We start from the raw sequence: 12,592 nt of genomic DNA, 5'->3' as shown, positions 1-12,592 counted from the left end.
GCTATGCGTGCCTGCAAAACCGACCAGAGCTTCTCTGCAATGATCTATCTCGCCGCAGCCATCATCAACTCACGATGAATCCCCACAAACCCTAGAGCGTTTTCCAAGCAGATGGAATCATCTTCTGACTCGGAAAATGCGACAAAACAAAAACTTAGAGCAGTCGAGCCGATGCAATCGGATCGGAATCTGCTCTAGGCGATTACGGAGGGGCCAACCGCCCCGGACTGCCACATGTGTCGTGCTTCCACGGGTGGAAGCCCGTGCAGCCGCTCCATCCGCCTAGGCCAGGAAGCGATCGATTTCAGCAACGAAATCCTCGATTTCCTGGAACAGGAAGCCATGGCCGGCATCAGGGTAAAGGACCAGCTTGGCGTTCGGCGCCTGTTGCGAGAGGACATAGGAGCGATAGGCGGGCAGCATCACGTCATGAGCGCCATTGGCCACCAATATCGGAAGCTTGAGCTCGCCCGCGCGCCCAAGCGCCCCGGGCCAGCCCATCAGCGCCTTGAGCTGCGCCATGAAGGCGCCGCCCGTCACTGGCGGACCGCGGTCGGGCTGGTTGGCGATCCTCGCAAGGGAAGCGCGGCCGGACGCAACGGCCGTCTCCGTCTCGGGATAGAAGAGGAAGAGGAGGTCGTCCTCGCCATTTTCGGGCTTTGTCATGACCTGCGGCACCTTCGGATGCTGCTGCGGGCCGCCATCGACATTGCCGGGGCTGGAGCCCGCCACGACCAGCCGCCGAACCAGAGCGGGATGGTCGAGCGCAAGCTGCTGTCCCACGATCCCGCCCAGGGACCAGCCAAGCACATCGGCCTGCTCTAGGCCCAGGCCCGCGATCACCTCCGCAGCGACGGAGGCGAAGCCTGTGACAGAATCCGGCACGTCGCCCCCGGATCGGCCGATACCCAGGCTGTCGAACCGGATCACGCGCCGGGTCTTTGCGAGGGCCGCGATGAAATCCGGGTCCCAATCGTCGGTGGTGCCGCGAAAACGTTGCAGCAGGAGGAGCGGCACGCCACCCGACGGGCCGTCTTCCCGCCATGCGATGCGACCCTGGGAGGATTCCAACCATTGGATGACCGACTGCGACATCAAGCTTTCTCCTTCGCGGCACCAAGGGGTGGCGATATGGAGGAAAGGTAGCGCAGCCAGTTCATGTCTCAAATGCCATATAAGCGTCAATTTGAGACATAGGAGACAATCGATTGAGTAACTTCCACTTCTACGAACCGTGCAACGGCCACGGCCTTGCCCATGACCCGATGAACGCCATCGTCGCGCCGCGTCCGATCGGCTGGATCAGCACCGTCAGCGGATTGGGCGTGGCGAATCTGGCGCCCTACAGCTTCTTCAACCTCTTCAACTACAGGCCGCCGATCATCGGCTTCTCCTCGCAAGGATGGAAGGACAGCGTCGCCAATGCGGAGGCGACCGGCGAATTCGTCTGGAACCTTGCCACGCGGGCGCAGGCGCAGGCGATGAACGCCTCCTCCGCCATCGTCGCCGCCGAAGTGGACGAGTTCGAACTTGCCGGGCTGGAAAAGCAACCCTCCCGCCTCGTCTCCCCGCCGGGCGTCCATGGCAGCCCCGTCCGGTTCGAGTGCAAGGTCACGCAAATCATCCAGTTGACGACGAAGGAAGGCGGGCAACTGCCCCAATGGCTCGTCATGGGCGAGGCCGTGGGCATCCACATCGACCGATCCCTGATCGAGGACGGGGTCTACCAGACCGCAAAAGCCGGGCCGATCCTGCGCGGCGGCGGACCGGCCGATTATTTCGAGGTCACGCAAGATCGGCTGTTCAGAATGCGGCGGCCCGGCTAGGGCCCTGATGCCCCGTGGGACCTTGCGTCGATCCTATCATTGGGCTCCACCATCCGGATGGCGCAAGGTCGGTCCGCACCCGTGGTCAGATCCCCGGCAGCGCTTCGCGCCGCCCACCCGGCGCAACTCCGCTGCCGGTCATCAGCCGCTGCGTGCGCCGAAGATTTTGCGGAGGCTGGCCATATGCGCGCAGAAAGGCGCGCCGCATCCGGTTGCGGTCCGAAAAGCCGGTTTCACGGGCGACCAGGTCCATCGAATAGGTGCCGCTGCCCAGCATCGCCCGTGCGGCTTCGACCCGCAATCGCTCCACCGCCTTGGCAGGGGATTGGCCCGTCTCTTCCCGGAACAGGCGGCTGAACTGGCGCGGCGAAAGGTTCGCGCTCTCCGCCAATTCCTCGACCGTCAGCGGATTGCGCAGATTTTCCTTGGCGTGGGCCAGCGCCCTTCGAACCCGGTCTGATCTCGGTTCCAGTTCCAGCATCGCGGAGAATTGCGATTGTCCGCTCGGCCGGCGGTGATAGACGACCAGCCTGCGCGCGACGCTGCGGGAGACGTCCGCGCCATGATCCTCCTCTATCAACGCCAATGTGAGGTCGATGGCGGAGCTCATCCCGGCCGACGTCCAAATCCCATTGTCCGCGATGAAGATGCGATCCTCGTCGACGGTGATGTCGGGAAAGCGGTGCCGCATCTCCCACGCATGGGCCCAATGGGTCGTGGCGGTCCTGCCGCTGAGCAGGCCGGCATCGGCAAGTGCGAACGCACCGGTGCAGACGCCCGCGACCCGGCATCCTCTTTGTCCCGCCTCGGCTATATAGTCCCGCAGCCCAGCGGAGGTGGGTTGCGGGAAGAAGCCGCCCACGACCATCAGCGTGTCGGGAAAAGCCGTCAGCTTCTCCGTCTCGATCCGCAGGCCGCAGGACGTCGGTATCGCCCCGCCCCGCTCCGACATCACAGTAATGCCGTAGGACGTGCGGCCAAGGTCGAGATTGGCGAACTCGAACGCCGGAATCGGGGCCAGCCCCATCATCTGGAAACCCTCCGCAAGGAGGAAGCCGATCTGTCTCATATCCTGACCCTAATTGCCGTTTCGATATGAATTAGGTCATGGCCTTCCATCGGGCAAGCATGAGCGTGGACAAGCGGCGCACGCGGAATAGGGCTTCGACAGCCTGTTCGCACCAAACATGGCCGGCGGGGACGGGGCGGCGGCGCGCCCCATCCCCGCCGGTCGCGCGATCAGGCCGCCCGTGCCGTCGCCACGCGCCCGATATGGAAATCGGCGCTGCCCAATTGATGGTCGATCATCGTCAACCGCTTCGCATAATGCGAAACGGGAAGTTCCCAGGTCATGCCGATGCCGCCATGCATCTGGATCGCCTCCTCGGCCACCAGGGTTCCGACACGCCCGATGGTGAATTTGGCGGCGGCTATGGCGCGGTCGCGTTCGGCGGCCGGTGCCGCGAGCGCCGCGGCGGCATTGATGGCGGCAGAGCGCGCCTGCTCGATTTCCAGCGCCACCGTCGCGATCCGATGCCGAAGCGCCTGGAACGACCCGATCGCCACGCCGAATTGCTTGCGGACGCGCAGATAATCCAGCGTCGCCTCTTTCAGCCTGTCCATGATGCCCACCGCTTCCCAGCAGAGCGCCAGCACGCCCGCCGCGGCGACATCGCGGATCAGTTCCGCGCCGCCGATCCGCGTCGCCGGTGCCGCCGCGAGCGTCAGGTCGCCGCCCCGCCCGCCGTCGATCAACGGATAGTCGCGGACGGCAACGCCCGAAGCGGCGGCATCGACAAGGTACAGCGCCACCTCCTCGCCATCGCTGGCGGGCAGGACGATATGCTGCGCCGCTGCAAGTTGCGGCACGACGCGCTTCGCGCCGGTGAGCTTGCCCCCCTCCGCCCGTACGCCCGCCGATTGCGGATCGGGGTACAAATCTTCTTCGTCGATCGCTGCGGCCAGATGCGTTCCGCCTCCGATCGCTTCGGCCAGCACCCCCTCAAATCCCTTTGCGCGCTCCAGTGCCCGCCCCGCGATCAGCGTCCCCAGCAGCGGCTCCACGACCAGGTGCCGGCCGATCTGTTCGAAGATGACGGCAATGTCGAAGGCGTCGCCGCCATAGCCGCCCGCCTCTTCCCCGAAGAGCATGCCGACGACGCCCAGATCCACCAATTGCTTCCAGATGGCGGCACTCCAGCCTGCGTCCGATCCGCTGATGCGGTTGCGGGCCTCTATCCCGTAATGATCGGCGAGATAGCGGTCGAGCGTGTCGGCCAGCATCTGCCGTTCCTGGCTGTGCGTGAAATTCATGTCCGTCCCCTCAAAGCGCCAGCGAACGGGCGATGATGTCCCGCTGCACCTCATTCGATCCGGCGAAGATCGAAAGCTTGCGATTGTTGAAATAATTGGCCGCCACGGCCGCCGCATGATCGGGAACGACCGGTTCCCCGTTCCAGTTTTCGTCCAGCGCCTCGTGGACGAACGGGCGGGCCGCGCTGCCCAGCGCCTTGCGCGTCAGGCTGGTAAGCTGCTGCCTTATTTCGGTCCCGCGAATCTTGAGCATGGCGCTCTGTTCGGCGGGCGCCGCGCCGGACTGCGCCGCCGCCAGCATGCGCAGGTTCGTCGTCTTCAGATTCTCCAGATCGATTTCCACGCGCGCTACGTCCGCCGCGAAGAAGGGATCCTCCGCCAGCGGACGGCCATTTTTCCGTTCGGTGGCGGCGATGCGCTTCAACTGCTCCAGCGCGGCCATGGACCCGCCTATGCCGGCGGTGGTGGTCCGCTCATGCAGGAGCAGATATTTGGCGATCGTCCATCCCTGATTTTCTTCCCCGACGAGATTGGCGACCGGCACGCGCACGTCGGTGAAGAATATCTCGTTCACCTCATGCTCGCCGTCCAGCAGGATGATGGGACGGACCTCCACGCCCGGACTGGTCATGTCGATCAGCAGGAAGGATATGCCCTCCTGCGGCTTTGCCGCCTGCGGGTCGGTGCGCACCAGGCAGAATATCCAGTCCGCATATTGGCCAAGCGTGGTCCAGGTCTTCTGCCCGTTCACCACATAATGGTCGCCATCCCGTATCGCGCGCGTCTTCAGCGAGGCGAGGTCGGAACCCGCGCCCGGCTCCGAATAGCCCTGGCACCACCAGTCCGTGCCGTCGAGAATGCGGGGGAGCAGGTGACGCTTCTGTTCCGGCGTGCCGAAGCGGATCAGCACGGGGCCGAGCATATGGACGCCGAAGGGCAGGATCGGCGGCGCGCCGGCCAGCGCCGTCTCGACATCGAAGATATGCCGCTGCACCGGCGACCAGCCCTGCCCGCCATGCTCGACCGGCCAATTGCCCGCCAGCCAGCCCCGGCGATGCAGGATCGCGTGCCATTCCTCCACATCGGCCTTGGTCAGCCGCTTGCCCGTCCGGACCTTGCCGGACAGGCGGGCGGGCAAATGCTGTTGCAGGAAGTCGCGGACTTCGCTGCGGAAGTCCTCCTCTTGCGGAGAATAGTTCAGGTCCATGGCATGATCCTCATGAAAGAGTGGAAAAACGGTCGCGCCATTCGGGCGACAGGGGCCGGGGGCGGCGGCTGTCGCGGTCGACATAGACATGCACGAAGCGGCCCTGCGCGGCGGCGATGTCGCTGCCCGTCGCGAAAATCCCCAGTTGATAGGTGACGCTGGACATGCCCAGCGCGGCAGCCTTGAGCCCGACCTGGACCGGTTGCGGATAGCTGAGCGGGGCGGCGTAGATGCAGCCGCTCTCCACCACCAGGCCGATCGGCCCCGGTCCCTTGAGGTCGAGCATGCCCTGCGAGATCAGCCAGTCGTTCACCACCGTATCGAACCATTGATAGTGGATGGTATTGTTGACATGGCCGTACAGGTCATTGTCGGCCCAGCGGGTGGACAGGTCCGCCCAATGCCGATAGGCGGATCGCGGGCTGAGCGGCGGCCGGCTCACAGCGCTGCCGCCAGCGTCGCGCGCAGCAGCTTCTTGTCGACCTTGCCGACGCTGGTGCGCGGCAGTTCGGCGACGATTTCCAACCGGTCGAGCCGCGCATAACGGCTGATGACGCCGCTTGCGACCGCCGCCTCGATCCTGATGTTCACACTTTCCAGCGTCGGCTGCTCGCCGGGGCGCGGCACCACCAGGGCCACCGGGCGTTCGCCCCAGCGCGCATCGGGCAGTCCGATCACCGCCACTTCGGCCACGCCCTGCACGTCGGCCACAATGTCTTCCAGGTCCAGCGACGAGACCCATTCGCCGCCGGTCTTGATGACGTCCTTGAGCCGGTCGACGATCGCCACCCGGCCTTCCGCATCGATGGTCGCGACATCCTGCGTGTGCAGCCAGCCGCCGCGCCACAATGCTGCCGAGGCCGCCTCATTCCCCATATAGCAGGGCGTCAGCCAGGGCGCCCGCACGACCAGTTCGCCACGGCTGACGCCGTCATGGGGCAGTTGGCGCATATCCTCATCGACGATCCGCACAGTGACGAGGGGAAGCGGCACGCCCGCCAGCGTGAGCGATTCGGCCGCCGCCTCCTCGCTTTCCACGATGCGGGGGCGGCGCCGGGCGACAGTGATGGATGGCCCGGTTTCGGACATGCCATAGCCCGCATGGACTAGCATGCCCATCTGCTGCGCCTGGAGCAGCAGCGCCCGGGTGAGCGCCGATCCGCCGATCGTCATGGTCCAGCCCGACAGATCGGTGCCCGTCGCCTCTGCCGCCGTCAGCACCATCTGCAGGATGGTGGGGACGCCGTGCGAATAGGAAACCCCTTCCGTTTCCCGCAGGCGGCAGATGAGCGTCGGATCGTAGCGGCCGGGATAGACCTGCTTCAGGCCCAGCAGAGTCGCCTGATAAGGCATGGACCAGGCATGGACATGGAACATGGGCGTCAGCGGCATATAGACATCGTCGCAGCCCAGGCCGATCGCCCCCGTCGTCCCGAACCCGCCCTTGGCGGTGAGCGTCAGCAGGACGAGCTGCCGGTGGGTGAAGCACACGCCCTTGGGATCGCCGGTCGTCCCGGTGGTGTGGAATGTGGTGGCGAGCGCATTCTCGTCGAAATCGACGAAGGGGAAGTCGGGATCGGCCTTTTCCAGCAGCGCTTCATATTCGCCCGCGGCATAGGGGGGCAGCGGATCTCCCACGCCGTCGTCTATGGCGATGACGGCCCTGATGCCCGGCAAGGACGGCAGGACCGCCGCGGCCAGCGGATAGAAGTCGCGATGGCACAGCAGGATTTCCGCACCCGACTGGCGCATCGAATATTCAAGCTGCGCCGTGGACATGCGGACATTCACCGTCTGCAATACCGCGCCCATCATCGGGATCGCGTAATAGCATTCAAGATAACGGTGGCTGTCCCAATCCATCACCGCGACGGTCGTACCCTGATCCGCGCCCAGGGCAGTGAGCGCGGAGGCGAGCCGGCCGATCCGGACGCGCAGGTCGCGATAGGTCATCCGCACCTGGTCGCGATAGACGATCTCCTGATCGGACGCGATCACCAGCGCGGCGTCGAGCATGCGGCCGATCGTCAGCGGATAATGATCGGTTTCCGGCGTCGGTTCGGGAAAGCGCAGCGGCATTATTCTCTCCTCTTCGATGCCGGGGCGCACCGCGACGCGCCCCGGCCCATGACATCAAAACCGCTTGCGCGCCGTCACGCCGAAGGTCCGGGGCTCGGCAAGGAAGGTTGCGAACAACTGGGTGGTGCGTTGCCCCGCCGCGAGCTGCGCTATGGAGTTGTTGGAACCCTGAAGCGTCGCGTTGAAGATGGACTGGACATATTTCTCGTTGAAGGCATTGCGCGCCCAGGCCTCCAGGCTCCAGTTTCCATCGTCCGCGCCGATGCCGACGCGGGCATTGACCACCAGGAAGCCCGGCTGTTCCTTTTCGACGAACAGGTCGGACCCGGACCTGAACTCCGACATGTAGCGGAAATCGGCGTAGAGCAGGCCCCGCAACTTGCCGACCGGCGGCGTCCATTGGGCCGATCCGGTGATCGTGTACTGGCTGGAGAGCGACAGGCGCGACCCGGGCAACAGCGAAAGCAGCGGCGGTAGGGAATTGTTTCCGCTGCGGTCGGCGCTTCCGACCAGATCCTTGGCGTAACGGGTATCCGTCAGCGTAAGTCCCGCCGAAGCGGTGAAGTCCTGAACGGGATGGATAGAAGCCTCGATCTCTATCCCCTTGGATGTCACGCCGGGCTTGGTATCCGCGCAGGCCGAATTGCCGGCGATCGCATCGCTGTCCGTCGTGCCGAGATCGTCCTTGCAACCCCGGACATTGGACACCACGAAGGCGACGCCATTGAAGGTGTTCAACTGGAAACTGTCGAAACGCTGGTAGAAGGCGGCGACATTCAGGTCGAAACCGATTCCGCGATATTTGCCGCCCAGTTCGAACGCATCCACCTTTTCCGGCTCGAACTGCAGGTTGTTGAGATTGTCGGTCGGCACCAGCGTCCGCGTCGGCGAGTCATAGAAGGGCGAACGGTCGAGGTTGAAGCCCCCCGCCTTGTACCCGCGCGAAGCGCTGGCATAGACCATCAGCCGGTCGGTCGGCTTGTAGCTGAGCACGACCGTGCCGGTCCATTCCCGCTCCCGCCGCTTGCCCGAAAATTCGCCGTTCACCGGATTGACGACGCAGGTAAGCGCGGACAGCGGAGCCAGCACCGAGTTGGCGAGCGCGGATGCGACAGGGGACGCCGCCCCCAGGGAGCCGGACGCCGCCAACGCCCGCAGGCGGGTTATGTTGTCATTATAGGTGGGACAGGGCGAATTGCTCGACAGCGCGGCATCGAGCTTCTTGTTGTCCCAGGTGTGGCGCGCGCCGAGCGTCAGCGAAAGCCTGTCGGTCACGCGGATGATGTTGTGGGTGAAGATCGCGAAATTGTCGTCGGTCTGGTCATAGCGGTCGCGCTGGCCCTTTCCTGCCAGAGCGAGGTTCTGGACCTGCCCCGCCACCGTCGCGGCGATGGCGTCGCGCTGTGCCGGCGGAAGCGCGGCAAGCTGCGCCGCGGCGAAGCCTTGCGCGAAACCGCTCAGATTGCTGAAGCCGGTCGAGGCGAACAGCGATCCCAGCGCCGGGTTGACCGCGCCAAGCCCGGCCGCGCCCACGAGCGTGCCATAGCGGTCATAGTCGGCGCCATAGGTGATGTTGTCGCCGACGCTGAGTTCCTCATGCGCGAAATAGCCGCCGACGAGCCAGTCGAGCCTGTCGTTGAAGGCCGAACCCTGAAGGCGCAGTTCCTGGGAAAAGGTCTTGAACCTGTTGAAGCGGCTGCCGTCGTCGGGCCGGTAGATGATGTCGAGATTATTGACGTCGGAGTCCTGGCCGCCAATATATTTATTGTAGCGATAGGCGGTGATGGAAGTCAGCTTCGCGCCCCCCAGATCCCAGTCGATCTGGCCTGACAGGCCCCAGTCGCGCACATCCGAACGGAAGGTGCGGCCCGGCGTCACGGCGACCTTGCGGGAAAAGGTGTCGTCGATGATGATCCCGTTTCCAGCGCCCGGAACGGCCGACACTATGCTGCGCTGGATGGCGGCGAGGGACGATGGCGTCGCGATATAGCTGCCGTCCGCCTGCTTGGTGCGGTCGACCGCCAGGCGATAATTGCCGGAACAGCATTCCTCGTTCTGCCGCGAATAGTCGCCGATCAGCATGACGGTGAGATCGTCGTTCGGCTCGTAACGCAGCTTGCCGCGCAGCAGGTAGCGGTCGCGGTCGTTGATCCGCCGTCCGGATATGACATCCTTCAGAAAGCCGTCCCGCTTCGTGTAGGCTGCGTCCAGGCGGGCATCCAGCCCTTCCGCGATGGGACCGGTGATGCCGGCGGCCAGACGGTAATAATCGTAATTGCCGTAGCTTCCCTCGACATAGCCGCCCAGGCGGCTTTCCGGTGCGGCCGTGGTGATGTTGATGAGCCCGGCCGAAGCATTGCGGCCGAACAATGTGCCCTGCGGACCGCGCAGAACCTCGATCTGCGCGATCTGCCCGAATTCATTGAGCGCGACGCCGGCGCGGCTGCGGTAAACGCCGTCGACGAACGTCGCCACCGAGGCTTCGAGGCCGGCATTGTCCCCGACCGTGCCCACGCCGCGGATGCGCGCGCCGCCGGCGCCCGCCTCCGACGCGTTGGAGGAAACCAGCAGGGAAGGCGCGACCTGGGTCAACTGGCGGATGTCCGACACGCCGCTGTTCTGAAGGGTTTGTGGCGAGATGGCCGATACCGCCACCGGAACGTCGGCCAGCCGGCTCGCTCTGCGCGTCGCGGTGACGATGATGTCGCTCGCGCCGTTGGGGGTTGCGCTGTCCTGCGCCTCCGTCGAAGCCGCAGCCTCCTGCGCCTGAGAACCGGGTGCCGCGATAAACGCTGCGCTGAGCGCAACAACGGCCGTCATCGTTCGTGTCTTGATCATATTCCTCTCCCTCGATTACGCAGCCGGCCTCTCACTTGTCCGGTCAGGCGATCCTTCAGATGATGTGGACAATCCTGCCGCCACCGGGCGCGGCAGGGGGTTGAGAATGCTATTCGGAAAGCGGCCTCCCCTCGGCGGCGCGCGCCGCGAGCAGGGGGGAAAGCACGAAGTCCGGGTCCTGCGCCATATAGCTGCGCAGGCCTTGCACGATCCGGTCCAGCCCGATCCGGTCGGCCCAATAGACCGGACCGCCTCTGGTGGGGGGCCAGCCATAGCCATGGACCCAGACCAGATCGATGTCCGACGCGCGCTGGGCTATGCCCTCCTCCAATATGCGCGCGGCTTCGTTGACCATGACATAGAGGGTGCGCGCCACAATCTCCTCCTCGCCGACGGCCCGTTGCTGGACGCCCGCTTCGCGGCGGAACCGGTCGACGATGTCGGCCGTGACGGCGGAAGGGGTCGGCCGGCGCTTCTCGTCATAGTCGTAGAAGCCCGCCAGCTTCTTCTGCCCCCACCGGTCCGCCGCGCACAGCGCATCGCGGATCGATTCGATCCGGGACGGATCGCGGTGCCAGCCAATGTCCAGACCCGCCAGGTCCCCCATCTGGAACGGCCCCATGGGCATGCCGAAACCGGTATGCACCCGGTCGATCTGCTCGGGCGAGGCGCCCTCCAGCAGCAGCGCCTCGGCCTGCAGCTGGCGCGGCATCAGCATGCGGTTGCCGATGAAGCCGTAGCAGACGCCCGCGACCACCGGCACCTTGCCGATCTTCCGGGCCAGGCCCATGGCGGTGGCAAGCGCATCGGGCGCGGTCAGCCGGCCGCGAACCACCTCCACCAGCCGCATGACGTTGGCGGGCGAAAAGAAGTGCAGACCCAGCACGTCCTGCGGCCGCGACGTCGCCGCCGCGATCTCGTCGATGGACAGATAGGATGTGTTGGACGCCAATATCGCGCCCGGTTTGGCAATGCTGTCGAGCCGGGCGAATATCCCGGTCTTGATCGCCATGTCCTCATAGACCGCCTCGATCAGCAGGTCGCATTCCCACAGGGCCGCGAAATCGAGCGTGGGCGACAGGCGGCCCATCGCCGCCTGCGCATCGGCGGCAGAAATCCTGCCTTTCCGGACGCTCGCCTCGTAATTTCCGCGGATGATCGCCGTGCCGCGCTCCAGCGCCTCCTGAGTCATGTCGACCATGATCACGGGAATGCCGGTGGACAGGAAGTTCATGGCGATCCCGCCGCCCATGGTCCCCGCACCGATGACGCCGACGCTGCGAATGGGGCGGTGGGCCAGATCGGCGGGCACTCCCTCGATCTTCGCGGCCAGCCGTTCAGCGAAGAAGACATGGCGCAGGGCCCTGGACTGGTCGCCTTCCACCAGACGGGCGAACAGGGCCTGCTCCTGCGCCAGCCCTTCGGCCAGCGGCAATCGCGTCGCGGCCTCGACCGCTTCGATGCAGGCGCGGGGCGCATCCCTTCCTGCCAGCGCGCGCTTCCGTTCCTCCGCGAAGCGCTCGAACAGGCCGGGTTCCGCGGCAACCGTCCGCTCGCCGGTGCGACAGGGCGCATCCAGCGTCCGGGCCCAGTCCAGCGCCTCCTGCGCCAGCCGATCGTCATCGGTCAGGCGATCCACCAGCCCGATCCCGGCAGCCCGCGCGGCATCGACCGGCGTGCCCGAAACGATCATCTCAAGCGCCGCCTCCGCCCCGGTCAGCCGCGGCAGACGCTGGGTGCCGCCCGCGCCGGGAAGCAGGCCCAGCTTGACCTCCGGCAGGCCCAGCCGGACCGACCGCGCGGCGATCCGGTAATGGCAGGCCAGCGCAACCTCCAGCCCGCCGCCCAGGCACGTCCCCGCAATCGCGGCCACGACCGGTTTGCCTGCCCGTTCGATGCGCTCCACCAGCGCCGGCAGCATCGGTTCCACCGGCGCCTGACCGAACTCCCTGATGTCGGCGCCGCCCGAAAACAGGCTGCCCGCGCCACGGATCACCACCGCGCGGATCGTCGGATCGGCGTCTGCCTGTTCTATCGCCGACAGCAATTCCCGGCGGACCTGCGCGCCCAGCGCATTCACCGGCGGATTGTCGATCGCCAGTTCCAGAACGCCGTCATGATCGCGGACTTCTATCATCATCTCTCCAGCATCCAGAAGATCGGCGCCCATCAGGCAGCCGTCGAAAAGGAGCGCCGTCCCCCGACATGGCAGGCCCCGTCATCTTCAGGCCGACACCCGTGCATGCCACCGCTCCCCACCATACTTAACCCTCAGAAAATGCGACCGAAGGCTGCTTCATCCTTACCCGAACCTTGCCATGTCGACCGG

At 65.5% G+C, this 12,592-nt stretch carries 9 protein-coding genes; 1 reads left to right on the top strand and 8 read right to left on the bottom strand.

Annotated features, from left to right (window positions below):
• Window positions 1-282 precede the first annotated feature (282 nt).
• The gene (locus A0J57_RS09170; protein ID WP_061935215.1) at window positions 283-1,095 is read right to left on the bottom strand and encodes an alpha/beta fold hydrolase; all 813 of its coding nucleotides are present in this window, start codon (window positions 1,093-1,095) and stop codon (window positions 283-285) included.
• Between the two features lie 113 nt (window positions 1,096-1,208).
• Here A0J57_RS09170 and A0J57_RS09165 point away from each other — a divergent pair, with 113 nt between their 5' ends.
• Entirely contained in the window at window positions 1,209-1,826 is a 618-nt protein-coding gene (locus A0J57_RS09165; protein WP_235600828.1) for a flavin reductase family protein, read from the top strand.
• An 85-nt stretch (window positions 1,827-1,911) separates the two neighbouring features.
• Here A0J57_RS09165 and A0J57_RS09160 read toward each other — a convergent pair whose 3' ends face one another.
• The 7 genes from A0J57_RS09160 to A0J57_RS09130 form a co-directional block, all read right to left on the bottom strand.
• Complete coding sequence (locus A0J57_RS09160; protein ID WP_061935213.1) at window positions 1,912-2,895, bottom strand: GlxA family transcriptional regulator; 984 nt, start codon at window positions 2,893-2,895, stop codon at window positions 1,912-1,914.
• A 170-nt stretch (window positions 2,896-3,065) separates the two neighbouring features.
• Window positions 3,066-4,139, bottom strand: coding sequence for an acyl-CoA dehydrogenase family protein (locus A0J57_RS09155; RefSeq protein ID WP_061935211.1), 1,074 nt, complete (start codon window positions 4,137-4,139; stop codon window positions 3,066-3,068).
• A gap of 10 nt (window positions 4,140-4,149) precedes the next feature.
• Window positions 4,150-5,346, bottom strand: coding sequence for an acyl-CoA dehydrogenase family protein (locus A0J57_RS09150; RefSeq protein WP_061935209.1), 1,197 nt, complete (start codon window positions 5,344-5,346; stop codon window positions 4,150-4,152).
• A gap of 10 nt (window positions 5,347-5,356) precedes the next feature.
• A complete protein-coding gene (locus tag A0J57_RS25935; protein ID WP_061935207.1) occupies window positions 5,357-5,788 on the bottom strand; it encodes a thioesterase family protein in 432 nt (143 codons plus the stop codon).
• Entirely contained in the window at window positions 5,785-7,425 is a 1,641-nt protein-coding gene (locus A0J57_RS09140) for a long-chain-fatty-acid--CoA ligase (protein WP_061935205.1), read from the bottom strand. The genes A0J57_RS25935 and A0J57_RS09140 overlap by 4 nt, the downstream gene beginning before the upstream one ends.
• A gap of 54 nt (window positions 7,426-7,479) precedes the next feature.
• Entirely contained in the window at window positions 7,480-10,263 is a 2,784-nt protein-coding gene (locus tag A0J57_RS09135; RefSeq protein ID WP_061935203.1) for a TonB-dependent receptor, read from the bottom strand.
• Between the two features lie 109 nt (window positions 10,264-10,372).
• Window positions 10,373-12,433 carry a 3-hydroxyacyl-CoA dehydrogenase NAD-binding domain-containing protein gene (locus tag A0J57_RS09130; protein ID WP_235600827.1) on the bottom strand — a complete coding sequence of 687 codons (2,061 nt, stop codon included), beginning with the start codon at window positions 12,431-12,433 and terminating at the stop codon, window positions 10,373-10,375.
• Between the last annotated feature and the right edge of the window lie 159 nt (window positions 12,434-12,592).

Origin of the sequence: Sphingobium sp. 22B (assembly GCF_001580035.1) — a bacterium.
Classification (GTDB): domain Bacteria; phylum Pseudomonadota; class Alphaproteobacteria; order Sphingomonadales; family Sphingomonadaceae; genus Sphingobium; species Sphingobium fuliginis.
This window is presented reverse-complemented; position numbering and strand designations above follow the sequence as displayed.

What these genes read in the sequence shown, in the direction of transcription:
- A0J57_RS09135 (WP_061935203.1), bottom strand. Translation starts at nt 10,263, where the DNA reads ATGATCAAGACACGAACGATGACGGCCGTTGTTGCGCTCAGCGCAGCG.
- A0J57_RS09130 (WP_235600827.1), bottom strand. Translation starts at nt 12,433, where the DNA reads ATGGGCGCCGATCTTCTGGATGCTGGAGAGATGATGATAGAAGTCCGC.
- A0J57_RS09170 (WP_061935215.1), bottom strand. Translation starts at nt 1,095, where the DNA reads ATGTCGCAGTCGGTCATCCAATGGTTGGAATCCTCCCAGGGTCGCATC.
- A0J57_RS09150 (WP_061935209.1), bottom strand. Translation starts at nt 5,346, where the DNA reads ATGGACCTGAACTATTCTCCGCAAGAGGAGGACTTCCGCAGCGAAGTC.
- A0J57_RS09140 (WP_061935205.1), bottom strand. Translation starts at nt 7,425, where the DNA reads ATGCCGCTGCGCTTTCCCGAACCGACGCCGGAAACCGATCATTATCCG.
- A0J57_RS09155 (WP_061935211.1), bottom strand. Translation starts at nt 4,139, where the DNA reads ATGAATTTCACGCACAGCCAGGAACGGCAGATGCTGGCCGACACGCTC.
- A0J57_RS09160 (WP_061935213.1), bottom strand. Translation starts at nt 2,895, where the DNA reads ATGAGACAGATCGGCTTCCTCCTTGCGGAGGGTTTCCAGATGATGGGG.